General features: G+C 70.4%; 19 protein-coding genes and 1 rRNA gene. 12 read left to right on the forward strand and 8 right to left on the reverse strand.

Annotated elements, in window-relative coordinates; translation table 11 throughout:
• Positions 1-72 precede the first annotated feature (72 nt).
• On the forward strand, positions 73-1,104 hold the full coding sequence (locus tag BUS84_RS35170; protein WP_208869980.1) for a glycosyltransferase: 1,032 nt from the start codon (positions 73-75) through the stop codon (positions 1,102-1,104).
• A gap of 23 nt (positions 1,105-1,127) precedes the next feature.
• Here BUS84_RS35170 and BUS84_RS35175 read toward each other — a convergent pair whose 3' ends face one another.
• From BUS84_RS35175 to BUS84_RS35185, 3 genes are read right to left on the reverse strand one after another with little or no spacing between them, the layout of a single operon-like run.
• A complete protein-coding gene (locus BUS84_RS35175) occupies positions 1,128-2,252 on the reverse strand; it encodes a biotin/lipoyl-containing protein (protein WP_074318628.1) in 1,125 nt (374 codons plus the stop codon).
• Positions 2,253-2,277: 25 nt separating this feature from the next.
• A complete protein-coding gene (locus tag BUS84_RS35180; protein ID WP_074318629.1) occupies positions 2,278-3,288 on the reverse strand; it encodes an alpha-ketoacid dehydrogenase subunit beta in 1,011 nt (336 codons plus the stop codon).
• Positions 3,285-4,127, reverse strand: coding sequence for a thiamine pyrophosphate-dependent dehydrogenase E1 component subunit alpha (locus BUS84_RS35185; protein ID WP_244298827.1), 843 nt, complete (start codon positions 4,125-4,127; stop codon positions 3,285-3,287). The genes BUS84_RS35180 and BUS84_RS35185 overlap by 4 nt, the downstream gene beginning before the upstream one ends.
• 616 nt (positions 4,128-4,743) lie before the next feature.
• Here BUS84_RS35185 and BUS84_RS35190 point away from each other — a divergent pair.
• The 3 genes from BUS84_RS35190 to BUS84_RS35200 are packed head-to-tail and all read left to right on the forward strand — an operon-like array spanning position 4,744 to position 8,165.
• Positions 4,744-5,859 carry a DegT/DnrJ/EryC1/StrS family aminotransferase gene (locus tag BUS84_RS35190; RefSeq protein WP_074318630.1) on the forward strand — a complete coding sequence of 372 codons (1,116 nt, stop codon included), beginning with the start codon at positions 4,744-4,746 and terminating at the stop codon, positions 5,857-5,859.
• A 12-nt stretch (positions 5,860-5,871) separates the two neighbouring features.
• Positions 5,872-7,152, forward strand: a complete 1,281-nt coding sequence (locus BUS84_RS35195; RefSeq protein ID WP_208869804.1) for an MFS transporter — start codon at positions 5,872-5,874, stop codon at positions 7,150-7,152.
• Complete coding sequence (locus BUS84_RS35200) at positions 7,149-8,165, forward strand: TolB-like translocation protein (RefSeq protein ID WP_074318631.1); 1,017 nt, start codon at positions 7,149-7,151, stop codon at positions 8,163-8,165. Before BUS84_RS35195 ends, BUS84_RS35200 begins: the two co-directional genes overlap by 4 nt.
• On the opposite strand, the gene BUS84_RS35205 is transcribed toward BUS84_RS35200, so the two are convergent.
• Positions 8,128-9,384 (reverse strand): acyltransferase family protein, encoded by a 1,257-nt coding sequence (locus BUS84_RS35205; RefSeq protein ID WP_074318632.1) that lies wholly within the window; start codon positions 9,382-9,384, stop codon positions 8,128-8,130. The two genes, BUS84_RS35200 and BUS84_RS35205, sit on opposite strands and share 38 nt — an antisense overlap.
• Positions 9,385-9,581: 197 nt before the next feature.
• Here BUS84_RS35205 and BUS84_RS35210 point away from each other — a divergent pair, with 197 nt between their 5' ends.
• Both BUS84_RS35210 and BUS84_RS36900 read left to right on the forward strand, forming a co-directional pair.
• On the forward strand, positions 9,582-11,372 hold the full coding sequence (locus BUS84_RS35210; protein ID WP_074318633.1) for an asparagine synthase-related protein: 1,791 nt from the start codon (positions 9,582-9,584) through the stop codon (positions 11,370-11,372).
• Positions 11,373-11,801: 429 nt separating this feature from the next.
• Positions 11,802-13,517: a DUF4082 domain-containing protein gene (locus tag BUS84_RS36900; RefSeq protein WP_084757733.1), complete on the forward strand. Its 1,716-nt coding sequence runs from the start codon at positions 11,802-11,804 to the stop codon at positions 13,515-13,517.
• Between the two features lie 75 nt (positions 13,518-13,592).
• On the opposite strand, the gene BUS84_RS35225 is transcribed toward BUS84_RS36900, so the two are convergent.
• From BUS84_RS35225 to BUS84_RS35235, 3 genes are read right to left on the reverse strand one after another with little or no spacing between them, the layout of a single operon-like run.
• A complete protein-coding gene (locus tag BUS84_RS35225) occupies positions 13,593-14,732 on the reverse strand; it encodes a DegT/DnrJ/EryC1/StrS family aminotransferase (protein ID WP_244298828.1) in 1,140 nt (379 codons plus the stop codon).
• A complete protein-coding gene (locus BUS84_RS35230; protein WP_074318634.1) occupies positions 14,729-15,694 on the reverse strand; it encodes an NAD-dependent epimerase/dehydratase family protein in 966 nt (321 codons plus the stop codon). Before BUS84_RS35230 ends, BUS84_RS35225 begins: the two co-directional genes overlap by 4 nt.
• Positions 15,691-16,830 (reverse strand): Gfo/Idh/MocA family protein, encoded by a 1,140-nt coding sequence (locus tag BUS84_RS35235; RefSeq protein ID WP_084757734.1) that lies wholly within the window; start codon positions 16,828-16,830, stop codon positions 15,691-15,693. The genes BUS84_RS35230 and BUS84_RS35235 overlap by 4 nt, the downstream gene beginning before the upstream one ends.
• Positions 16,831-17,107: 277 nt before the next feature.
• Between BUS84_RS35235 and BUS84_RS40385 the strand changes: the two genes are divergently transcribed.
• The 4 genes from BUS84_RS40385 to BUS84_RS35250 all read left to right on the forward strand — a co-directional run bounded on the left by BUS84_RS40385 (position 17,108) and on the right by BUS84_RS35250 (position 19,892).
• Positions 17,108-17,428, forward strand: coding sequence for an LbetaH domain-containing protein (locus BUS84_RS40385; protein WP_244298830.1), 321 nt, complete (start codon positions 17,108-17,110; stop codon positions 17,426-17,428).
• Positions 17,377-17,529 carry an LbetaH domain-containing protein gene (locus tag BUS84_RS40390; protein WP_244298941.1) on the forward strand — a complete coding sequence of 51 codons (153 nt, stop codon included), beginning with the start codon at positions 17,377-17,379 and terminating at the stop codon, positions 17,527-17,529. Before BUS84_RS40385 ends, BUS84_RS40390 begins: the two co-directional genes overlap by 52 nt.
• 283 nt (positions 17,530-17,812) lie before the next feature.
• Complete coding sequence (locus BUS84_RS35245; protein WP_074318635.1) at positions 17,813-18,439, forward strand: hypothetical protein; 627 nt, start codon at positions 17,813-17,815, stop codon at positions 18,437-18,439.
• Between the two features lie 127 nt (positions 18,440-18,566).
• Positions 18,567-19,892, forward strand: a complete 1,326-nt coding sequence (locus BUS84_RS35250; protein ID WP_074318636.1) for a hemolysin family protein — start codon at positions 18,567-18,569, stop codon at positions 19,890-19,892.
• A gap of 32 nt (positions 19,893-19,924) precedes the next feature.
• Here the strand turns inward: BUS84_RS35250 and BUS84_RS35255 are convergent, their stop codons facing one another.
• Positions 19,925-20,308, reverse strand: a complete 384-nt coding sequence (locus BUS84_RS35255; protein ID WP_208869982.1) for a PaaI family thioesterase — start codon at positions 20,306-20,308, stop codon at positions 19,925-19,927.
• Between the two features lie 105 nt (positions 20,309-20,413).
• Between BUS84_RS35255 and tyrS the strand changes: the two genes are divergently transcribed.
• On the forward strand, positions 20,414-21,706 hold the full coding sequence (gene tyrS, locus BUS84_RS35260) for a tyrosine--tRNA ligase (RefSeq protein WP_074319357.1): 1,293 nt from the start codon (positions 20,414-20,416) through the stop codon (positions 21,704-21,706).
• A gap of 641 nt (positions 21,707-22,347) precedes the next feature.
• Positions 22,348-23,864: ribosomal RNA gene (locus tag BUS84_RS35265) — 16S ribosomal RNA — on the forward strand.
• Positions 23,865-24,062 lie beyond the last annotated feature (198 nt).

Here is a 24,062-nt window from a genome sequence, read left to right on the forward strand (position 1 = left end):
CCGGTACCGGTGCGGGCCCGCGGCACCGGGCGCGGACGGGCCAACGGAAGGGTGTCAGTGAGTACGGTCAGTGTGGTCATTCCGTGCTACCGGTACGGGGACTATCTCCCGGCATGCGTGAGCAGTGTGCTCGACAACCAGCCTGACGTCGACGTACGCGTGCTCATCATCGATGACGCCTCGCCGGACGACTCGGCGAAGAAGGCGCGTGCCATCGCGGCGGCGGACCCACGGGTCGAGGTCCGGGTCCACGAGACCAACCGTGGCCACATCGCCACCTACAACGAGGGCTTGCTGGAGTGGGCCGACGGCGACTACGCCGTGCTGCTCTCCGCCGACGACCTCCTGACGCCGGGCGCCCTGACTCGGGCGGCAGGCGTGCTGGACGCCAACCCGAACGTCGGCTTCGTCTACGGGCACCCGGTGCATTTCACCCACCCCGGTCCGCCGCCGCCTGCCCGCACCCGGGACCGGGGCCACACCGTCTGGCCGGGGCACTGGTGGCTGGAGCGACGGTTTCGCGAGGCCACCGGCTGCATCACCTCACCCGAAGTCGTGGTGCGTACGGATCTGCAGCGCAAGGTGGGCGGCTACGATCCCGAACTGCCGCACGCCGGCGACATCGAGATGTGGATGCGGCTGGCCGCGCACGCCGACGTCGGCTATGTGCGCGGGGCGGACCAGGCGTACTACCGCCTGCACGGCGCGAACATGTCGCAGACGGACTACGCCGGCCAACTGGACGACCTGCGACAGCGTAGGACCGCGTACGACGCGGTGATGCGGCGCTGCGGCGATCTGCTGCCCGACGCCCACCGGCTCGACGCGATGGTGCGCCGGCGCCTTGCCCGCCACGCCCTGCGGCGCGCGGTGCGGGCCTACGACCGGGGGCGCACCGCGAGCGTGCCGGAGGGCGAGCTGATCGCGTTCGCCGCGGATTGCTGGCCGGAGTACCGCGCGCTGCCGGAGTACCGCGGCCTGCGCCTGCGGAAGCGGATCGGGCCGGCCGTCATGCCGTACCTTCAGCCGCTGGTGCTCACCGCGGTCGCCGCCAGGGGCCGGGAGTGGCTCTGGTGGCAGTCGTGGAAGCGGCGCGGCATCTGACGGACCACCTCGCCCGGGCGGTGCTACCGGCCGGACCGTCGCTGCGGCACCACTGTCGTCGTGACGACCTTCGTCTTGACGGCGTGCTCGGCCGGCACCGATCGGACGATGACCGCGCCGGAGGCGACCACCACCCCGTCACCCAGGACGACGTTCGGCTCGATGAAGATGCCGGTGCCGAGCCGCACCCGGTCGCCCACCGTCACCTTGCCCGACGAGACACAGGACGGGCCGGTCGCGTTGTCGGAGCCGATCCGGCTGTGGTGGTCGAACGAGTTGTAGGCGGAGAGGAAGTTGTTGTCTCCCATCCGCACCCCGGTGCCGAGGTGCGCGAAGGCGCAGATAATGTTCCCATGCCCGAGGACCACGTCGGTGGCGATCTTGGCGGTGGGATCGATGGCGTTCGCCAGGGGGATTCTGGCCTCCGCGCAGACCTCCCGGAAGCGACGCCGAGTCTCCACTGAGGTGCCGATGGCGATGATCGCGGCGTCGTAGGCGCCCTCGGCGAAGAGCGCGCCGAGCCGGTCCGTTCCGCCGACGATCGGCACGCCGTGCACGTCGGCGCCCCACCGCTGCCGGTCGTCGTCCACGATGGCGACGGCCCGCTGCGTCGCGGACCCGGCCAGGATGTCGAGGACCTGGGTGGCGCCCAGCGCCCCGCCGATGAGCAGGATGCGCTGCACCCCGGGCTCGGCCGCCAGTGGCGCCGGGAGGTCGTCGTGCCCGCCGGTCTCCCGGGCGGCCGCCTCCACATCCTTGACGGTGATCAGCCTTCCGAGCTGGAGGGTGGCCAGGTCGACGCCGACTTCCGCGGCCCGCTGCACGGCCTTGACGCTCGCTCGGACGGGCGCCGGAGCCGCCGCCGCGGCCGCCGCCCGGGTCTCCCGCTCCCGCACGTACTCGGCGAGGTCGGCCGACGTCTCGAAGAGCATGGCGATCGGCTCGGCGAGGGGGACCTCCTGCAGTCGCTCGGCGAGCTGCAGGACGATGCCGGCCTCGGGGGCGACGACCTCGAGCACCGCCTTGCTGGTCTCGATCTCGGCGAGCAGGGTGTCCGCCTCCACCTTGGCCCCGTCGTCGACGAACCAGGCCACGAGCACCCCGTGCTCACTGTTGACGTCGCTGGTCGGAACGATTACCGGCTTCACACTCTCTCCTCAACGGGCCCTGGACTCAGGCGGCCGCGGCGCGCAGCGCCGCCTCGATCCGGCCCTCGCCGACCAGGACCCGGCTCTCCTTGGCCTTGGCTGACGGGATGACGGTGGGCTCGCTGGCCACGACGTCGACGGGGGAACGCAGCTCCCGGAACAGCCGGTGGGAGATCGTCGCGGCCGCCTCGGTGCCCCACGACCAACCGCCGCTGCCCTCCTCCACGGTGACCAGCCGTCCGGTGACGCCGACGGAGCGCTCGACCGGCGCCCAGTCCATCGGTGCGAGCTGCGCGGGCACCAGCAGCTCGACGAAGATCTCTTCCTCGACGGCGAGCCGTTCGACCACTTTCGCGGCGAGCATGGCCTGGTATCCGTAGGCCAGCACGGTCACCGCGCACTCCTCGCGGGGCACTGCGGAGAGGCAGACCGTCGGCAGCATGCCGGGGCTGGCGTCCCGCGTCGCCAGCAGGTCGCCCCACCGACCGTTCTCGGGCACGGTCAGGTGCTGCGGGTAGAGCAGCTTGTGCTCCACGTAGAGGACCGGGCTGTCCTGGCTGAGGAACTCGTCGAAGACCGCCCGGGGATCGTGCAGCAGCGACGCGGCGACCACCCGCAGATGCGGCACGCCGAGGAAGTGCTTTTCCAGGCTCTGGCTGTGCGTCGGACCGTATCCTCGGTGGCCACCGGAGGGGGCGCGCATGATGACCGGGCAGGCCGCCTGGCCGGCGTACATCGCCTGGTACTTGGCGATGTGGTTGACCACCTGATCGAAGACGAGGGTGAGGAAGTCCCCGAACATGATCTCGGCGATGGGCCGGTAGCCGGCCAGCGCCAGCCCGGCGGAGATCCCGGCAATTGCCCCCTCACTGATCGGCGTCGTGCGGACCCGGTCCGGGAAGGCGGTGGAGAGCCCGCGGGTCACCTTGAACGCTCCGCCGTACGGGTCGGCGATGTCCTCACCGAGCACGAGCACCCGGGGGTCGGCGGTGAGGCAGGCGCGCAACGTCTCGTTCAACTCCTTGGCGAAGATCACCGCAGCGCCCTCGCGGTCGCGACCACCTGGGCCAGCGCGGTCTCCACCTCGCCGTCGACGATCCGCCGTTCGTCGTCGCGCAGCCGGCGACCGTGGACCAGCAACGGCTCGACGGCCCACCGGGCGGCGATCTCCTCGGCGGGACGTTCGTCGTCGCTCTTGGAGTGGTGGCACAGCCGGTAGGTGTGGATCAGCAGGACCCGGGGACCGGCTCCGCCGCGGACCAAGTCGACCTCCGCCCCGGCGGCCGCGCGCAACTCCAGCACGTCGGTGCTGTCGATCTCGCGTACCGGGATGCCGAAGGCCTCGAACCGGCCCGGCATGCTGCCCGCCAGGTTGGCCTCGATCGGCGTGCTCTGCGCCCACTGGTTGTCCTCGCAGACCACGAGGAGCGGCAGCCGCCAGAGCGCGGCGATGTTCAACGTCTCGTAGAGCAACCCCTCGCCCAGGGTGCCGTCGCCGATGAACACAACGCTCACCCGGCGGCTGCCGTCGAGCTGGCCGGCGAGGGCGATCCCGGCGGCGGCCGGGACGATGCCGCCCTGGACGCCGTTGGACTTGAAGCCGGGCGCGCAGATGTGCTGGCTACCGCCGATGCCCCGACACATCCCGGCCTCCTTGCCCATGATCTCGGCGAGCAGCCCGAGCGCGTCGCCGGTGCGGGCGAGGTAGTGACCGTGGCACCGGTGGTTGCTGAACACGTGGTCCTCCTCGACCAGGTGCTCCATCACCGCCACCGCGTCGGCCTCCTGACCGATGCACGCGTGTGTCGTGCCATTTAGGACGCCCTCTTCAAAGAGTGAGAGCAGGGTTTCCTCGAAGCGGCGGATAAAGCGCATGCGCCGGTAGAGCCGACGCTCGTCGGATTCGCCGGGTAATCCGCTGAGCCGTTCGTCGACAGGACCAGGAACGTACGGAGAGGCGATGCCATCAGCACCAGCCGCCGGCCGGAGATCAGGTTCGGCGAGATTCACGCCGCGCCATGTGGTTGCCGTCGACACTGTCCGCCTTCCTTTTCCGCACGGCACGCTCCGTGCCATGGGGCGCAATGACCCGGGCCTGCCGCGGCCACGTTACCGGGCTTCGTCCATTCGACAGGAGAAACCTTTATCCATCCCGTGTCGACGGGGATCTCGGGAATCCGACTGAATGGACAACTGCCCGTGGCCGTGCGGCGGCTTCGCCGCGCCGCCGTCGCTGGCACACTAGCCCAGTCGGTACGGCCTGGGGCGTGACGAGAACCGTTCTGCCGGATACCCGTCACGGTCCTTCCGCCGCCCGCATCGCTTGGTAGCTTGCCTGCCGGGTCGGCCGGTACGACCGCCAGCCGCACCGATCGTCACCCGCACCGACCGGTTGCCGATCGAGGCTCCGGGCCGTCCGGTCACCGTCGGGTCCGCCCGGTCGCTGATCGACCCCTGCCCGCCGCGATCGCGGCAGATGGAGTAGCGCCAGATGATTCCACTCGTCGACCTGCGGGCCGCCCACGTCGAAGTGGCCGAGGAGGTCAGCACCGGCTTCAAGCGCGTCATCGAGAACACGGCGTTCGTCGGCGGCGAGGAGGTCGCGGCCTTCGAGCGGGAGTTCGCTACGTTCTCGGGCGTCCAGCATTGCGTCGGGGTTGCCAACGGCACGGACGCGCTCGAGCTGGCCCTGCGGGCGACCGGCGTGCGGGCCGGGGACGAGGTGGTGCTGCCGGCGAACACGTTCGTCGCGACCGCCGAGGCCGTGGCCCGGATCGGGGCCCGCGTCGTGCTCGTCGACATCGACCCGGTGACCTACCTCGTCGACGTCGACGCCGCCCTGGCCGCCGTCGGCCCGGCCACCCGGGCGGTGGTCCCCGTCCACCTCTACGGGCAGCTCGCCCCGGTCGAGCGGCTCCGCGCCGGACTCGCCGGCCGCGGCGTCGCGATCGTGGAGGACGCCGCGCAGTGCCAGGGTGCCACCCGCACCGGCGCCGGAGCCGGCACCGGCGGCGTCGCGGCCACCAGCTTCTACCCGGGCAAGAATCTGGGGGCGTACGGTGATGCCGGGGCCGTGCTGACGGACGACGCCGGCCTGGCGACGGTGGTACGCACCCTGGGCAGTCACGGCGGCCTGGCGAAGTACGTCCACGAGTTGATCGGGGTCAACAGCCGGCTCGACGCGCTGCAGGCGGTGGTGCTGCGGGCCAAGCTGACCCGCCTGGCCGCGTGGAACGACGCCCGCCGGGCCGCGGCTGCTCGCTACGACGAACTGCTCGCGTCCCTTGACGTGACGCGTCCCGTCGTTCTCGCCGGGAACGAGCACGTGTGGCACCTCTACGTGGTGCGGATTCCCGGGGGCGCCGGGCGCCGCGACGAGGTCCTGCGGCGGCTGAACGAGGCCGGCGTGGGCGCGGGCATCCACTACCCCTGTCCGGTCCACCTGACGCCGGCGTTCGCGGACCTGCCGTACGGTCCGGGCAGCTTCCCGCATGCCGAGCGGGCGGCCACCGAGATCCTGTCCCTGCCGCTGTTCCCGCAGATCACCGCCGACCAGCAGGCAACCGTCGCGCGCGCGCTCGCGGCCGCGCTGCGGTCGGTGGCCTGACGCGACCCCGCCATGTACGTATCGGTCCGGGACCGCCCAGGCGCGGATCCGGCCGGCGAGCGCGGCAGCAGGCTGCCCCGGGTCGGCGCCACCGTGGTGCTGCTCGGCGTCGTCAGCCTGCTCACCGACGTCTCGTCGGAGATGGTCGCTGCGGTGCTGCCGGTCTATCTCACCGCCGAGCTCGGGCTCGGTGTGCTGGCGTACGGCCTGGTCGACGGGCTCTACCAGGGCGCCAGCGCGCTGGTCAGAATCCTCGGCGGGTATGTCGGCGACCGGTCCGACCGGCCGAAGTGGGTCGCCACCGCCGGCTACGTCCTCTCGGCGGCGAGCCGGCTGGCCATGCTGCCCGCGCACGGGCTCGGCGCGGTCACCGCGGTGGTGACCGCGGACCGGCTGGGCAAGGGGCTGCGTACGGCGCCAAGGGACGCGCTCATCGCGGATGCGTCGGATCCGCGCACGCTGGGCCGCTCGTTCGGCGTCCACCGGACCCTGGACACCATCGGAGCGGCCGCCGGCCCATTGGTGGCGTTCTCGCTGCTGTGGTTCCTGCCAGGGGGCTACTCGGCGGTATTCGTCGCGTCGTTCGCGTTCGCCGTGCTGGGCGTCGCCGTCATGGTCCTCTTCGTGCCGGACCGGCGCCGCCGACCGACGGCGGCCCTGCCGGTACGGCGGGTGCTCCGGGAACTGACCGGTCCCCGGCTCCGGCGTCCGCTGATCGCCGCCGGCGTGCTGGGCGTGTTCACGATCGGCGACGGGTTCGTCTACCTGTCCCTGCAGGATCGCGACCAGTTCGCGGCGAGCTATTTCCCGCTGCTGTTCGTCGGCACGAACGTCGCCTATCTCGCCTTGGCGATCCCGCTGGGCCGCCTCGCCGACCGGGTCGGGCGCTCGCGCGTCTTCGTCGGGGGCCACCTGGCGCTGCTCGTCGCGTACCTGGTCGCCGCCGCGCCGCTGGGCGGCCTGGGGGTGACGGCTACGGCCCTGGTCCTGCTGGGTACGTTCTACGCCGCGACCGACGGCGTGCTCGCCGCGCTGGTCAGCCGCAGAGTGGCCAGCGACGCGCGGGGGAGCGGTATCGCCGCCGCCCAGACCGTCGTCGTGATCGCACGGTTCGCCGGCGCGCTCGCCTTCGGCAGTCTGTGGCAGCTGTTGGGCCGCCAGGCGGCTCTCTGTCTGTTGGCCGGCCTGTTGATGACGGGAGTGGTGATGGCCGCTTTGCTGCTGTCGGGGCAGGACCGCCTCGATCCCGTGGCGGTGCCCGGCGTCGACGCGGCGGCGGAGGATCAGCGATGAGCGGGCGGGTACGGGTCTGGACCCTGGTCGTCATCGTCCTGGTCACCCTGCTCGGCACGGTCGGCTACATCTACTCCGTCCGTCGGGAGCAGACCCAGGTCGTGGCGACGGCGCCGCAGATGCCCACCGGTCCGGACCTCACGGCGGTGACCGCCGACGACCATGTCGCTTTCCGCAGCACCGCGGCCGGTAACGACTACGGCCGGGTGGCGGTGGTCCCGCTCAGCGACCCGGCCGGGCCCCGAACGTTCACCCCGGCCGCCTGCGACCGCGTCTACGCCCGGCGCGGCGAGGCGGTGTGCCTGTACGCCAGGCCCGGCCTGGTCACCACGTACCGCGCCCAGGTTCTCGGTCCCGACTGGAGGGTCATCCGCGAGCTGCCGCTCTCCGGCGTGCCGAGCCGCACCCGGCTGTCGCGTGACGGGTCGCTCGTGGCGACGACCACCTTCGTCGCGGGGCACAGCTACTCCACCCCCGGCCAGTTCTCCACCGAGACTCTCGTGACCAGGGTTGCCGACGGGCATTCCACCAACATCGAGCACTTCCAGCTGATCGTCGACGGCAGGCGGGTGACGACCGCGGACCGCAATCTCTGGGGGGTCACGTTCGCCGACGGGGACACCTTCTACGCGACGGCGGCGTCGGGCGGCCGGACCTGGCTGGTCCGGGGCAGCCTTCGCGAACAGCGACTCGTCGCGCTTCGAAAGGACGCGGAGTGCCCCTCGCTCTCGCCGGACGGCACCCGGATCGCGGTCAAGACGCGGGCCGGCCAGGCGCCGGGGCACTGGCGGATCGCGGTGTACGACCTCGCCACCGCCAGGTCGACCATCCTGTCCGAGCAGCGCAGCGTGGACGACCAGATCGAGTGGCTCGACGACCGCCGGGTGATCTACGGCCTGCCGCGCAGCGGGGAGGGACCGTCGACGAGCGACCTCTGGGTCGTGCGCGCGGACGGCGGTGGGATTGCCGAGTTGTTCATCCGCGATGCCTGGTCGCCGGCGGTCGTGCGGTAGTCGCCTCCTCCGCACCGACCGCGGCGGGGACCTTCCCGGTCGCCGGCTCCGGCGCTCGTCGGGGGACCTCCGTCGTGGTGTCACGACGGCGTGGCGACCAGGCCTTCAGCGCCATCGCCGGCCGCTCCACCAGGTGCCAGGATCCAACGGCGAGCGCGACCGTGGCGACGGTGCAGATCGCGACGTAGGGAACCAGGCCGAGCCGCGGCACGCCCACCAGGGCCAGGAGTTGCTGGACCGGGAAGGCGTAGATGTAGCAGCCGTAGGAGTAGTCGTGCCGGCGGCCGACCCGGCGGGTCCAGCGCGGCAGGCGGACCGCCAGCCACAGGACGAGGTAGGCGAAGGCGGGGTAGCCCAGCACCGCGAACGCGCCGAACTGGGTGGTGGCGAGCACGACCGCGGCGGCGGCGACGGCGAGGCCGTCGTGCAGGACGAGCCGCTCCCGGTAGAGCTGGCACACGGCGCCCAGGAGGAAGACGTAGGTCAGGTAGACGAGGGAGTAGCTGTCCAGCCCGCTGACCCCGAAGACCGGGCCGTGCACGCCCTGCGGCCCCGGGATCTCCGGTGCCCGGAGCAGGTCGTGCAGCAGGACGCCGGCCCCGGCCAGCGCGAGGATCGTCACGAGCCACCGGGCCCGGCGCAGCACACCGACGGCCGCCAACCCGGCGACCAGGAGGTAGCAGAGCACTTCGTAGATGAGGCTCCAGAGCGAGCCGTCGAAGACCGACGTGCCGGTGCGCTGCCCGTACGGGGTGTCCAGCAGCAGGCCGGAGATGCCGTACTGCCCGATCGCGATGAAGGCGTTGCTGACGACGTACTGGAACGGTCCGTCGGAGGCGGCGAAGAGGCCGTGGAGCGTGCCGCGCTCCCACAGGGACACGATCGGGGCGAAGACGAAGGCCGTCACCACGAGGCACACCCACAGGCCCGGAAGGATCCGGAGGCCACGGTGCCAGAGGTATCGAAGCACCGGAACCCGGGTGCCGCTGCGGGTGATGAGGAAGCCGGAGATGACGAAGAAGCCCAGGATTCCGATCTCGCCGAGCGCCGTCTGGCCGTTCGTGAGGCCGGCGCCCGGGTCGTCCGCGCCGAAGCCGAGCGGCAGTGAATGGGACACGAGCACGGCGAAGGCGAACATCAGCCGGAGAAAGCCGAAGCTGTTGTCCGCCGACGCACAGGCAGCGGCGAGGGTCTGCCTCGCCCGGATTCCGGCCACCACGGCGAAAGTCAACCACGGCGGGGGAGCAGGGTAGCTGTTTTCCTTGGTCGGGAAGTCGACACCGACATGCCGGAAATCTGTTACCCCATATGGCCTTTGCCGTATTGGGACTGCTTTCCTTGGGTGTTGGCGGAGATTACGCTGGCCGCCATGTCTGCCCAAGGTGAGATCGCAACGCCGCCCACGGTGCTGCCGAGATGAAGTCGTTCCTCGCCGTCTCGTACGCCCCGGGCAGGCTGACCGCGACCGAGGAGGCGTCCCGGGCCGAGGCTCTCACCCGCCTCGGTGCCGATGCGCAGATGCTGTCCACCGAGGACGGCTGGCTCGCCTTTCAGGGCGCGGACCCGGGCGATCGGGTCGACGACAGCGGCAACGCCTTCACACTGCGCCTGGGCCGGGCGGCTCGTACCCGGACCGCCGATGTCGCCACCGCCGAGTTGGCCGAGCAGTTGGGCCGGGGCACGAAGGCGGACGGCGCCGCGCTCGCCGCGCTGGTGCCGCCGTTCGCCGCGGCGCACCGCTCCGGGCCCGGCGAGCCGATCGTGGCGGCCACGGACTGGCTCGGCTTCCGGCAGCTCTTCTGGTGGCAGGGCGATGGTGTGGCCGCGGTGTCGACGAGTGCGCTCGCGCTCGGCGCGCTGGCCGGGGCGGGGCTGGACCACGGGGCGCTCGGCCTGCAGGGCCTGGTGGGCTGGCAGGTGGGGCTCGGCACGGTCTTCGCGCAGGTCGAGAAGGTGCCCGCCGGATGCTTGGCGGTGCTGGACGCGGGTCGGGTCGAGACGCACCGCTACGTGGAGCAGTCGCTCGCCCTGGACGGCCCGGCACCGTCCCTGCCCGAGGTCGCCGACGAGATGGCCGGGATGCTGCGGGAGTTCCTCGGGGCCTACCTCGCTGACCATCCCAGCACCGTGCTCCAGTTGACCGGTGGCCAGGACACGCGCGTCCTGCTCGCGGCGCTGTCCCCGGAGACTCGCCGAGGGCTGCGCGCGCTCACCCTGGATGTGCGGGGCGGCTCGGACGCCACGCTGGCCCAGCGGCTGAGCGCGCTGGGTGGGCTGGATCTGCATGTCCACTGGCTGGACGAGCAGCCACCGGTCACGCCGGCCGCGGCGCACTCCGCGGCGCTACAAGCGGCGGCGGCGCTGGACTGCATGGCCAGCCCGCTGGCCCTGGCCCCGTTGCTCCTCGCCGAGGGCCACCTCGAGCAGGGGCATCGCCTCTCCGGCCTCGGCGGGGAAGCCTGCCGCGGGTTCTACTACTTCGGCCAGCCCCGCGACGCGACCACCTCGCCCCACCTGATCGGCCAGTTGGCGAACTGGCGCCTCTACGCGAACGAGGCCGTCGACGCCCGCGCACTCGAACCGGGCTTCGTGGCCGCCGCCCGCAGCGACGCGCTCGAACGGATCACGGCATCCTTCGACGGCGCTCCGCCGCAATGGCTGCAGGCCACCGACTACTTCTATCTCTACCAGCGCATGCAGCGATGGGCGGGAGCGCATGGCTCGGTCGCGGCCGTCAACCGCTTCTTCATCAACCCGATGTTCGATCGCCGCTTCATCCAGTTGGCGCACTCCGTGTCGCCCGACCAGAAGGGGAGCGGCCTGCTGACCGGGCAGCTCATCCACCGGCTCGATGCCGAACTGGCCGCGGTGCCGCTGGATTCCGGGCTGGTTCCCGCCCGGTTGGGGCAACGCGGCATCCGTGACCGCGCGGCGGCGGCCCGGGTCACCGCGCGGAAGCTGTCCGGCAAGGTACGGCAGCGGCTGCGCCATTCCGGCCGGGCGCAGCTGGGCGCGGCCGAGGTGGCGGCGCTCGTGGTCGAGCACTGGCGCAGCGAGCCGGACGTCCTCGCACCGCTGCGGACCACCGGCATCGTCCGGGACGCATGGCTGGACGAGTTGCTGGCGGGGCGGCGGGAGTGCGCCCCGGCCACGGTGGCCTTCCTGACCAACCTCGTGGTCGCCACCGCGCCGCAGCCCGTCACCTGAGGTCACCTGCCCGCCGACGTGCGGCGCACCGTGACCCGACAGCGGAGCCCGCTCCTCCCGACACCGGAAGGAGTCCCTCGCTCACGCCGTCCGCGCAGGTCACCCATGGTTCAACGTCGATACCGGTGACTTAGCGGCATTTCGATCGTTGTGTTGGTGTGTCCCGTGCAGGGGTCAGGCGAGCATCCTCCCGGGTCGCCCGGCGAACGCGGTGCTGAGCCCAACGCCTTCGCCGCCCCCGTGAACCGTGCGGCGGGCCCCCGCGCGCGTCCGCCGCTGGCCAGGGCAGACGACGCGAGGAGTCTCACCTGGGGCTGTGGCTGGATCGCGTCGGACGCACCAGCCGTCGACGTCCGCGACACCGCATCTTCCGTACCGGCGTTCGCCCGCCCCGGGTCGAGTGACACCACTTGTGGAGAAGGGAACCACATGGTCAGGAATTCGCGAGCGGTCATCGTGCTAGCCGTTGCCGGCGCGGTGGCGATCTCTGGGACGGCGCTGGCTGGTCGCTACGCGACCAGCCCGGGCGGCGCGGAGCCCGCGGCGGCACCCTCCGGAACGTACTCGCTGTGGAGCAGCTCAGCAGTACCGGGCACGGTTACCGACCCGGACAGACAGGCCGTGGAACTGGGGGTGAAATTCACCGCGACCCAGGACGGCAGCGTCCTCGGCGTCCGGTTCTACAAGTCGAGGAGGAACACCGGCGTGCACACGGGCAGCCTCTGGGCGATCAACGGCACCAGGCTCGCCACCGTGCGGTTCACCAACGAGAGCCCGTCCGGATGGCAGTACGCCGCCTTCTCGGCCTCGGTGGCCGTCAAGGCCAATGCGCTGTACGTGGTGTCATACCACACCAACGTGGGGCAGTACTCGGCCGACGACCGTTACTTCGCCGCAGATCGCAGCCGGGGCCCGTTGCGCGCGCCGGCCGACGGGTCGCAGGGCGCCAACGGCGTGTACCGGTACGGCGCGGGCGGGTTCCCGAACCGGGGCTACCGGGCCACCAACTACTGGGTCGACGTCGTCTTCAATCCCGGCGCTCCCGCCACGTCCAGTCCTACCCCTCGACCCACGACGGCATCCCCCCGCCCCACCTCGCCGAGTCCCACCCCGACCGCGGCGCCGACGCCCAGCTCCACCCCACCCGCAGCGCCGACGCCCAGCTCCACCCCGCCCGCACCGACTCCGACCGTCACCGGGAACCCCGACAGCACCGGTGGCGGCAGGTACCCCCAGCGCTTCTCGGTGGGCGCACCCGGGGTCGGCAGGTACCGCCAGTCCGATGCCCGCCTGCCGGTGCCGGCCGGCTACCAGGAGGTGTTCCCGCACGACACCGGGAGCAAGGAGTGGGACCTGTACGAGTGCAACGGCACCGTGAATCTCGACCACAAGTACTTCCATGCCTTCATCTACATCGGCACGAACTGTCACGGCACCGTCAACATCACGAACTCCATCATCGCGCCGCCACCGGGTTCCGCCAATCGGGCCATCCTGGTCAACGCGAATTCCTCGGGCAGCCTTCGCCTCAACATCAGCAACACGACCATCCGGCCCGAACCGGTGGGCCTGGGCATGAAGAGTGCACCGTTGACCGATCACGCGATCAACGACTGCCCCACCTGCACGATCCAGCTCAGCCGCGTCGACGTGGCGAACACCGGCGGCATGTGCCTCTGCGGGGCGGATACCACCATCGAGTACAGCTGGCTCCACGACAACTACATCGCCCACCTGGCCGACCCCTCCCAGGCCCACACCGGGGGCGTCTTCCCCTATGGCGGCACCGGTCCGCTGGAGATCAGCCACAGCCGGCTCGAGCCGGGCGTCAACGCCTACACCGGCGCGGAGATCCCCAACTACTGGCAGGCCATCACCGCCGTGCTGTTCACCCAGAGTTCGGGCGGCTCCCGGCTGCGCAACTACCAGGTCCACGACAGTTTCATCTCGCTCGGCGCCTTCGGGCTGTACGCCCAGGACGGTGAGGGGCTGCGACTGCGCGACAACGTATTCGGGCCGACGCACTGGGGCTACACGAGCCGGTGCGGGTCCGGATGCTCCGTCACCTTCACCGACTGGACGAACAACGTCGTGGGCACGATCGACGGCGCCCCGACGGCGCAGCTGGTCCCCAGACCCGCATAGGTGGTGACCACCCGGGGCGGGCGTGGTGGTACGCGCCCGCCTGCCCCGGGTTCGGTCGCCCCGTGACGGCCCGACCTAGCGGGCGGCCAGCTTGCGGAGCACGGCGACGATGTGGTCCTGGTCGTCCTCGGTCAGCGCGTGGTGCAGCGGCAGGATGAGCGAGTCGCGGGTCAGCCGCTCGGTCACCGGCAGCGGCGCGGGCGACACGTCGGCGTAGGCCGGCTCCAGGTGGGCGGCCATGATGCCGCGTCGGGCCGACACTCCGGCGGCGGCCAGCTCGGCGAGCACCTCGTCGCGGCCGGTCCCGTACTCCGGGTCGATCAGCAGCCAGAACGACTGGAAGTTGGTCTCGCCGTACTCGGGGTCGCGGACCGGGGCCAGACCCTTGAGGTCCGCCAGCAGCTCGTGGTAGCGGGCCGCCAGCGCGCGCCGGTGAGCCACCAGATCCGCGAGGCGGCCGAGCTGCACGAGACCGATCGCCGCCTGGATGTCGGTCATCCGGTAGTTGAAGGCGGTCTCCAGGTAGGCCTCGATGACCGGCTGGGAGCTGGCGTGGCGGTCGGCCGCGGAGACGTTCATGCCGTGTTCCCGCAACCGGCGCAGCCGGGCCGCCCACTCCGGATCGTCCACCGTGACCATGCCGCCCTCGCCGGTCGTCAGCAACTTGCGGGGATGGAACGACCAGGCCGAGATCGTCGCGCCGGCGCCGACCGGCCGTCCGTACGCCGTCGACCCGGCGGCGCAGGCCGCGTCCTCGATCAGCGGCAGCCCCCAGCGGCCGGTGGCGTTCCGCAGCGCGGCGACGTCGAACGGCACGCCGCCCTGGTGCACCGCGATCACCGCCCGGGTCCGGGCGGTGCGCACCGCGTCGATCGTCGCAACCGTCAGGTTGCCGGTGCGGACGTCGACGTCGGCGAAGACCGGGGTGGCACCGACGTAGCGCACCGCGTTGGCGGTGGCGATGAACGAGAACGATGGCACGATCACCTCGTCGCCCGGGCCGATCTCCAGCACCACCAGCGCCAGATGAAGTGCGGTCGTGCACGAGCTGACGGCCACGCCGTGGCCGGCGCCCACCAGGGCTGCGAACTCCTGCTCGAACCGGGCCACCCGGGGCCCCTGGGCCACCCAGCCCGACCGTACGGCGTCGGCGGCGGCCTGCGCCTCCTCCTCACCGAGGCGGGGGATCATCACCGGGATCCGGGTGCTGCTCACTTCTCGGCCCGCCACCAGTCGACCAGCCCCTGAAGCCCCTCGTGCAGGCCGATCTCGGCGCGGAAGCTCAGCTTCTCCGCGGCGGCGGCGGTGTCGGCCAGTCGGCGGGTGACGCCGTTGACCGCGCGGGCCGGACCGTGCTCGGGTGCGAGGTCGGACTTCATCACGTCGCTGAGCGCCTGGGCCAGCTCCTTGAGACTGGTCTCGGTGCCGCTGGCGATGTTGAACACCTCGTCGGTGACGTCCGCCCGGGCGGCCAGGATGTTGGCCCGGGCGATGTCGGCGACGTGCACGAAGTCCATCGTCTGCAGGCCGTCACCGAGGATCAGCGGGGGCACACCCGATTCGATCCGCTCCATCCACCGGATCAGGACCTCGGTGTAGAGGCCGTGGATGTCCATCCGGGGGCCATAGACGTTGAAGTAGCGCAGCGCGACGTAGTCCAGGCCGTACATGCTGTGGTAGCTGCGCAGCATGCCCTCGTTGAACGCCTTGGCGGCGCCGTAGAACGTGTCGTTGTGGTACGGGTGGTGCCGCTCGGTGGTCGGGAACTCGTCGGCGAGCCCGTACACGGAGGCCGACGAGGACAGGATGACCTTGCGGACCCGGGCGGCGGCGGCCGCCTCCAGCACGTTGAACGTGCCGTCGACCAGCACCTCGTTGGCCAGCCGCGGCTCCTCGGCGCACTGGGTGATGCGGATGGCGGCGAGGTGGAAGACCAGGTCCTTGCCGCGGGTCAGCTCGTGCACCAGCCCGACGTCGCGGATGTCTCCCTCGACCAGGCGGACACCGGCGTGCGGCAGGGCCCGGGCGAGGTTCTCCCGGCAGCCCCGGACGAAGTTGTCCAGGACGACGACCTCAGCCGCGCCGCCGGCGACCAGCTGGTCGACGACGTGGGAACCGATCGTGCCCGCTCCACCGGTGACCAGGGCCCGTGTCCCGGCGGTCTCCACCGCGCTCATGCCGTTGCTCCGCTTCGCTCCGCGCCGGACTGAGCAATTGCCCTACTGGTTTCGACGATTTGCCCGTGCACGTTTGTCCAATCCTTGAGATTGACCACTGATCCGCCACTGGCGAGGCTGCGCGAGGCGGCCTCCAGGATGGCCATCACCCGCAGGCCGGACCGGCCGTCGGTCAGGGCGGGCGTGCCGGTGCGGATCGACCGGGCGAACTCCTCGACCATGGTCCGCAGCGCCTCCCGCTCCGTCAGGGCCGGCGCCACCATGTCGCCCGAGCGGTACGAGACCAGCATGTCCCGGCGCTGCTCGTCGCCGAGCTCCTCCGCCGACGCCACGTCGACCCCGCGGTCGAAGATCGAGAGTCGCTGGCTCGGGTTGAGGTCGTCCCAGACCAAGGTCCGCTTCGACCCACCGATGATCGCGGTCCGGATCTTCACCGGGGAGAGCCAATTGACGTGGATGTGCGCGATCGCGCCGGTGTTGAGATGCAGCGTCAGGTAGGCGACGCAGGCCCGCCCCGCCCCGATCCGGTCCGCGCCGTGCGCGGCCACCGAGACCGGCGCCACCCCGGACGGGAGGATGAAGTCGAGAATCGACAGGTCGTGCGGCGCCAGGTCCCACATCACGTCGATGTCGCGCTGGACCAGCCCGAGGTTGATTCGTACCGAGTCGAGGTACTGCAGCTCGCCCAGTTCCCCGCCGTGCAGCAGCTCACGGATGCGCAGCACAGCGGGCGTGTAGCAGTAGGTGTGGTCGCACATCAGCGACAGTCCCCGGCCCTCCGCCTCCGCCACCAGCGCGCGCCCCTGTTCGACGTCGGCCGCCAGCGGCTTCTCCACGAGCACGTGCTTGCCGGCCCGTAGCGCCGCCATCGCCACCTCGAGGTGGGTGCCGGCCGGGGTGGCGATGGCCACCGCGTGTACGTCGTCGTCGGCCAGCACCGTGGCCAGGTCGTCGGTCGCCTGGACTGTCGAGTAGTCACCGAGCGCGCGTCGGGCCCGGGTCATATCGAGGTCGCAGAGCCAGCGCAACCGGAATGCGTCAGAGGTCTGGAAGTTACGCACGAGATTCGGCCCCCAGTAACCGGCACCGATGACGGCAACGCCGATTGGTTCGACGGCAGCGGGCGATGAGTTCACTGATACCCGTTTCGCTAGTCAGGACAGGAAAATCCGCTGAGGGGGGAGTTGGTGGCGACGTCCATTCGGCAAGCTACCGAGGTCGTCCTCGCCAGCGCCAGCACCGACCGGGAATTCCGGCGGTGCCGCCGGGGTCATCCGGTCCGTTTGGTCTGCCCGCGCACTTCGAATGGCCCGTTCTGCGGCCACTGGGTCGGCTTTTTGACATTGCCCTTGTTGCCGAACGTCTACCGTTTCCACCCCACAGAAGATCGCCGCACCGCGGAGGGAACGAGAGATGACGGACGTCCACTGGGCATCGCACGACGGTGCGCAGATCGCCGCGTCGGCCGATGTGGACGAACGTGCCACCATCCGTCCCGGCACGCGCGTCTGGCACCTGGCTCAGGTCCGCGAGCATGCCTCGGCCGGCCGGAACTGCGTCATCGGCCGCGGCGCGTACGTCGGGCCGGGCGTCCGCTTGGGCGACAACGTCAAGCTGCAGAACCACGCCCTGGTGTACGAGCCAGCGGAACTGGCCGACGGGTCTTCATCGGGCCGGCCGCGGTGCTCACGAACGACGAGTACCCGCGCTCGGTCACCCCGGAGGGGCGGCTGAAGAGCGGCGACGACTGGACAGCGGCCGGCGTGGTGGTCGGCGAGGGCGCGGCGATCGGAGCGCGGGCCGTCTGCGTGGCGCCGGTCTCGATCGGCCTGTAGGCCCTGATCGCGGCCGGCGCGGTGGTCACCCGGGATGTTCCCGACTTCGCGCTCATGGTCGGAGTTCCCGCCCGCCGGGCGGGCTGGGTGGGCCGGGCGGGCGAGCCGCTCGTGGCGAAGGACGACGGCCGGTGGATCTGTCCGCGCACCGAGCCGAGTACCGCGAGTGCGAGGGGCGGCTGACCGAACTGCCGTCGGCCTGACGGCCGCGCCCGGGTCGACCTCCCCGGTCGAACGCGTCCCGCCGACCGGCCCGAGCCGGCGGGGGGCTACCCTCGCCGGGGTGAACTGGCTGGAACTCGTCGGCTGGGCCGGCTCCGCGCTGCTGGTCTGGTCGCTGCTGCAGACCCGCATCCTGCGGCTGCGCGCGCTCAACCTGCTCGGCTGCCTCATCCTGATCGGCTACAACTCCGCCGTGCACGTGTGGCCCATGGTCGGGCTGAACGTGGTGCTCACGGTGATCAACGTCTGGTACCTGCGGAAGATGCTGGCCACCCGGCACGACGCGCAGACCTACGAAGTGGTCGAGGTGGGCACCGGCGACGCATTCCTGGCCCACACCCTGCGGGTGCACGCCGCCGACATCGCCCGATTCAACCCGGACTTCCGCTGGGACCCGGCCGCCGCCGACCGGTCGGCGTTCCTGGTGGTCCGCGCCGACGAAGTGGTCGGCGTGGTGGTCTCGCACGCCGAGGCCGGCGGGGTGGCTCAGATCGACCTGGACTACGTGACCCCGCCGTTCCGCGACTTCACCCCCGGCGAGTTCGTCTACCGGCGCAGCCGCCTGTTCACCGACCGCGGCTTCCGCCGGGTGGTCAGCCCGCCCGGCATGGTCGCCCCCTACTACCACCGGCTCGGCTTCCGCCCAGAGGGCGACGCGTACGTGCTGGAACTGCCCGCGCCCGCCTGACCCGCCGGCAACGAGGATTGCGCGGCCCGCCCGCGGGGCACAGAGGGGCGACGCCGCCCGGGCCACGGTCGGCGGCGGGCCGGCCACCGCGGCCGGCCGGGTCGGGGTCGAGGGGAGAGAACCGGGCGTGCAGAGCTACTGGAGCCAGCTGGCCCTGGTCGGAGTTCTGGTGATCGTCAACGCGGCCTTCGCCGGCAGCGAGATGGCCCTAGTCTCGCTGCGCGACAGCCAGCTCCAGCGGCTGGAACGCGGCAGCCGCGCCGGCCGCACCCTGGCACGGCTGGCCAAGGACCCCAACCGGTTCCTGGCCACCATCCAGATCGGCATCACCCTGGCCGGCTTCCTGGCCTCCGCCGCTGCGGCGGTCTCGCTCGCCAAGCCCCTCGTACCGCTGCTCGGGGTGTTCGGGGGCGCCGCCGAGACGGTGGCGATCGTGGTGGTCACCCTCGCGCTGACCTTCGTCACCCTGGTCTTCGGCGAGCTGGCCCCCAAGCGGATCGCCATGCAGTCCGCCGAGCGGTGGGCGCTGCTGGTGGCCCGTCCGCTCGACCTGCTCGCCACCGTGACCCGACCGGCCGTCTGGGCCCTCGGCGCCACCAGCGACCTCGTGGTCCGGCTGGTCGGGCTCAACCCGAAGCACCAGCCGGACGAGATCGGCCCGGACGAGCTGCGCGACATCGTCGCCGGCAACCATGGCTTCACCAAGGAGCAGCGCACCATCATCGCCGGCGTCGTGGAGATCGCCGACCGGCGGTTGCGGGCCGTCCTCGTACCCCGGTTGCGGGTCTTCACGCTCGACAGCGGGACCACCGCGGAGTCCGCGCGACTGGTGCTGGCCGCCACCGGGCACTCCCGGGCACCGGTGGTGCGCCACGGCGGCCTGGACGACACGCTCGGCGTGATCCATCTGCGTGACCTGGTGGGGGTGCCGGACGACCGGCCGGTCGACGAGATCGCCCGCCCTCCGATGCTGCTGCCCGACTCGCTGCCGGTGGTGGACGCGCTGCGCCAGTTCAAGGCCGAACGCCAGCACATCGCTCTGGTGGTGGACGAGCGCGGCGCCGTCGACGGCATCGTCACGCTGGAGGACATCCTGGAGGAGATCGTCGGGGAGATCTACGACGAGACCGACCGGGACGGCTACTCGGTGCGTCGCGACCCCGACGGCGCGCTGGTGCTGCCCGGCACCTTCCCGGTGCACGACCTGCCGGACATCGGCGTCGAGCTGCCGTCCCGGCCGGCCGGCGACTACACCACCGTCGCCGGGCTGGTGCTGGCCCGCCTCGGTCACATCCCCACCGTCGTGGGGGAGGACGTCACCCTGGACGGCTGGGTGCTGGTGGTGGCGGGCATCGACCACCGGGCGATCACCGAGGTACGGCTGAGCCGGGTCCCGGACGAGGCGGACGTCGACCAGGACGCCGAGCCGGTGCTGGACGAGGCCCGCAGCTGAGCGGGCGCGCCGCGACGCGTGGGTGCGTCGGGTCAGGCGGGGGAGAGGTTCTGCAGCCTGACCTGGCCGCGGGCGACCAGCCGCTGGTCGGCGTCGGTGATCTCCACCTGCCAGAGCTGCTGGCTGCGACCCCGGTGCACCGGCGTGCCGACCGCCGTCAGCTCGCCCTCCCGGACCGCCCGCAGGAAGTCCGTCTGGTTGCTGACGCCGACGACGGTGCCCCGGTCGCCCAGCCAGAGCGAGCCGCCCACGCTGGCCGCGGTCTCCACCACCGAGCAGTACACCCCGCCGTGCTGGATGCCGAACGGCTGGTGCAGCTCGGGCCGGACGCGCCAGCCGATGACGACCCGGTCGGCGGTCGCCTCCTCGAACTTCAGGCCGAGCAGGGCGACGAAGCCACCCGTCAGGTCCGGCATCTCCACGGCAAACCCTCCTCGATCAACGGGGCGCAAGCCTAACCGGGGCGGCTTGCGGCAAACCCGGTACGGGTCGCTGCCGATGATGGGGGAGAATTGGCGACCGTGACCGACAGCAGCCTTCCGCCGCCCGGGCGGGACTCCCTGACCGACGACCTGCTCTGGCGTGGCCTGATTCAGGACTCGACCGGCCTCGACGAGCTGCGCGAGCTGCTCGACGGTGCGGACGCCGCCACCTTCTACGTGGGCTTCGACCCCACCGCGCCGAGCCTGCACGTCGGCCACCTCATGCAGGTCACCATGGCCCGCCGGCTGCAACTCGCGGGCCACCGCCCGTTGTTGCTGGTTGGCGGGGCGACCGGGCAGATCGGTGACCCGAAGGAGAGCGCCGAGCGGACGCTCAACCCGCCCGAGGTGATCGCCGGCTGGGTCGCGCGGATCCGCGAGCAGTTGGCGCCGTTCGTGTCGTACACCGGCGACAACGCGGCGCGACTGGTGAACAACCTGGACTGGACCGGCGAGATGTCGGTGGTCGAGTTCCTCCGCGATGTGGGCAAGCACTTCCCGGTGAACAAGATGCTGGCGCGGGAGGTGGTGCGGGCCCGGTTGGAAACGGGGATCAGCTTCACCGAGTTCAGCTACCAGCTGTTGCAGGCCAACGACTTCTTCGAGCTGCACCGCCGGCATGGCTGCCAGCTCCAGTTCGGCGGCTCCGACCAGTGGGGCAACATCACCGCCGGCGTCGACTACGTACGCCGGCGCGGGGCCGGGCCGGTGGAGGCGTTCACCACGCCACTGGTCACGAAGTCCGACGGCACGAAGTTCGGCAAGACCGAGGGCGGCGCCGTCTGGCTCGACCCCATGTTGACCAGCCCGTACGCGTTTTACCAGTTCTGGCTGAACGTCGAGGACCGGGAGGTCGACCGCTACCTGCGGTACTTCAGCTTCCGGTCGCGTGACGAGCTGGAGGAACTGGCGAAGGCGACCGCCGAACGGCCGGCGGCCCGGCTGGCACAGCGGGCGCTCGCCGAGGAGCTGACGACCCTGGTGCACGGGCCGGAGGAGACCCGGCAGGCCATCGCCGCCAGCCAGGCGTTGTTCGGTCGGGGCTCACTGGATGAGCTGGCCCCGGGGACGCTGCGCGCGGCGCTGACCGAGGCCGGCCTGGTGCAGCTCGCCGGCGAGTTGCCGGACGTGGCGGGCCTGCTGCGCGACTCCGGCCTGGTGCCCAGCCACAAGGAGGGCCGTCGCGTGATCGCCGAGGGCGGCGCCTACGTCAACAACAACCGGGTGGCCGAGGTGGACGCCACGGTGTCACCGGCCGACCTGCTGCACGGTCGGTACCTGGTGCTGCGCCGCGGCAAGCGCTCCTTCGCGGGCGTTGAGCTGCGCGAATAGGTACCTGTCAACGGTGTGACGGGGGACGCGTCCGGCGGATTTGACGATCATCCCGCCGGACGCGTAACTTTCTCTCTGCCAGCGCGGAACGGACGAAACAGGCGAAAGCCTGAAAGGCCGGAGCGCGGGAATGACCGCCGGGTTGGAGGGGTTGCACCTCTCAGACCCGGTACCGGGAGGGGCCCCAGAGTCGCCGTGAGGCGGATTTGGTGAGGCGGAACCGACCGGGTAAGGTTGACGACCGGCAGGGCACCGGGCGAGTTCGCGGGAAACCGCGGCGGCCGGCCTGCCGAATCCATGACCAGAGCGGCGCAAGCCGGTCGATACATGGTGCCCGCATGACGGGGTGACGCACGACGGGCCGCGAAAACAGCGGTTTGACACGGCGGAAACCGGCGGGTAACGTAGTAAAAGTGCCTGACGCCAGTTAGCGTCAGGGACGAGGACGGAAAGCCCCGAGATGGGGTCCCACTGGTTGGGGCTTTTGATCGGTGTGTGGTTGTTCTTTGAGAACTCAACAGGGTGCTTGAAAAGCCAGTGCCAATTATGATTTATACCCCGGACTGGTAATCCGTTTGGATTGCTGGTTGGGATTCCTTTGGCAACATTTGTTTGTTGTCAGGATGCTGTTCGACAATTTTTTGTTGGAGAGTTTGATCCTGGCTCAGGACGAACGCTGGCGGCGTGCTTAACACATGCAAGTCGAGCGGAAAGGCCCTTCGGGGTACTCGAGCGGCGAACGGGTGAGTAACACGTGAGCAACCTGCCCCAAGCTTTGGGATAACCCCGGGAAACCGGGGCTAATACCGAATAGGACCTGGCCTCGCATGAGGTTTGGTGGAAAGTTTTTCGGCTTGGGATGGGCTCGCGGCCTATCAGCTTGTTGGTGGGGTGATGGCCTACCAAGGCGACGACGGGTAGCCGGCCTGAGAGGGCGACCGGCCACACTGGGACTGAGACACGGCCCAGACTCCTACGGGAGGCAGCAGTGGGGAATATTGCACAATGGGCGGAAGCCTGATGCAGCGACGCCGCGTGAGGGATGACGGCCTTCGGGTTGTAAACCTCTTTCAGCAGGGACGAAGCGAGAGTGACGGTACCTGCAGAAGAAGCACCGGCCAACTACGTGCCAGCAGCCGCGGTAAGACGTAGGGTGCGAGCGTTGTCCGGATTTATTGGGCGTAAAGAGCTCGTAGGCGGCTTGTCGCGTCGACTGTGAAAACCCGCAGCTCAACTGCGGGCCTGCAGTCGATACGGGCAGGCTAGAGTTCGGTAGGGGAGACTGGAATTCCTGGTGTAGCGGTGAAATGCGCAGATATCAGGAGGAACACCGATGGCGAAGGCAGGTCTCTGGGCCGATACTGACGCTGAGGAGCGAAAGCGTGGGGAGCGAACAGGATTAGATACCCTGGTAGTCCACGCTGTAAACGTTGGGCGCTAGGTGTGGGGGGCCTCTCCGGTTCCCTGTGCCGCAGCTAACGCATTAAGCGCCCCGCCTGGGGAGTACGGCCGCAAGGCTAAAACTCAAAGGAATTGACGGGGGCCCGCACAAGCGGCGGAGCATGCGGATTAATTCGATGCAACGCGAAGAACCTTACCTGGGTTTGACATGGCCGCAAAACTCACAGAGATGTGAGGTCCTTCGGGGGCGGTCACAGGTGGTGCATGGCTGTCGTCAGCTCGTGTCGTGAGATGTTGGGTTAAGTCCCGCAACGAGCGCAACCCTCGTTCGATGTTGCCAGCGCGTTATGGCGGGGACTCATCGAAGACTGCCGGGGTCAACTCGGAGGAAGGTGGGGATGACGTCAAGTCATCATGCCCCTTATGTCCAGGGCTTCACGCATGCTACAATGGCCGGTACAATGGGCTGCGATACCGTGAGGTGGAGCGAATCCCAAAAAGCCGGTCTCAGTTCGGATCGGGGTCTGCAACTCGACCCCGTGAAGTCGGAGTCGCTAGTAATCGCAGATCAGCAACGCTGCGGTGAATACGTTCCCGGGCCTTGTACACACCGCCCGTCACGTCACGAAAGTCGGCAACACCCGAAGCCGGTGGCCCAACCCCTTGTGGGAGGGAGCCGTCGAAGGTGGGGCTGGCGATTGGGACGAAGTCGTAACAAGGTAGCCGTACCGGAAGGTGCGGCTGGATCACCTCCTTTCTAAGGAGCACCTTCACCTGAAAGGGTGCAAGGAGCCCGCGGCCCGCGGATGTCGGGTCGGGGTGCTCAGATGGCGGAGACACTGGTGAGTTTTCTGCTGGCAACGGCCGGGACGCCTAGTACAGCCACCTTTGCGGTGGTGGGAACGGTTGGTTCTTCGGTGCGGCTGGGAGATGGCGTAGAGCACCCTGTTGGGTC

The sequence above is a fragment of the Micromonospora cremea genome, from assembly GCF_900143515.1.
GTDB classification, from domain to species: domain Bacteria; phylum Actinomycetota; class Actinomycetes; order Mycobacteriales; family Micromonosporaceae; genus Micromonospora; species Micromonospora cremea.

What these genes read in the sequence shown, in the direction of transcription:
- BUS84_RS40385 (WP_244298830.1), top strand. Translation starts at nt 17,108, where the DNA reads ATGACGGACGTCCACTGGGCATCGCACGACGGTGCGCAGATCGCCGCG.
- BUS84_RS36900 (WP_084757733.1), top strand. Translation starts at nt 11,802, where the DNA reads ATGGTCAGGAATTCGCGAGCGGTCATCGTGCTAGCCGTTGCCGGCGCG.
- BUS84_RS35200 (WP_074318631.1), top strand. Translation starts at nt 7,149, where the DNA reads ATGAGCGGGCGGGTACGGGTCTGGACCCTGGTCGTCATCGTCCTGGTC.
- BUS84_RS35190 (WP_074318630.1), top strand. Translation starts at nt 4,744, where the DNA reads ATGATTCCACTCGTCGACCTGCGGGCCGCCCACGTCGAAGTGGCCGAG.
- BUS84_RS35185 (WP_244298827.1), bottom strand. Translation starts at nt 4,127, where the DNA reads ATGCGCTTTATCCGCCGCTTCGAGGAAACCCTGCTCTCACTCTTTGAA.
- BUS84_RS35230 (WP_074318634.1), bottom strand. Translation starts at nt 15,694, where the DNA reads ATGAGCGCGGTGGAGACCGCCGGGACACGGGCCCTGGTCACCGGTGGA.
- BUS84_RS35195 (WP_208869804.1), top strand. Translation starts at nt 5,872, where the DNA reads ATGTACGTATCGGTCCGGGACCGCCCAGGCGCGGATCCGGCCGGCGAG.
- BUS84_RS35255 (WP_208869982.1), bottom strand. Translation starts at nt 20,308, where the DNA reads ATGCCGGACCTGACGGGTGGCTTCGTCGCCCTGCTCGGCCTGAAGTTC.
- BUS84_RS35210 (WP_074318633.1), top strand. Translation starts at nt 9,582, where the DNA reads ATGAAGTCGTTCCTCGCCGTCTCGTACGCCCCGGGCAGGCTGACCGCG.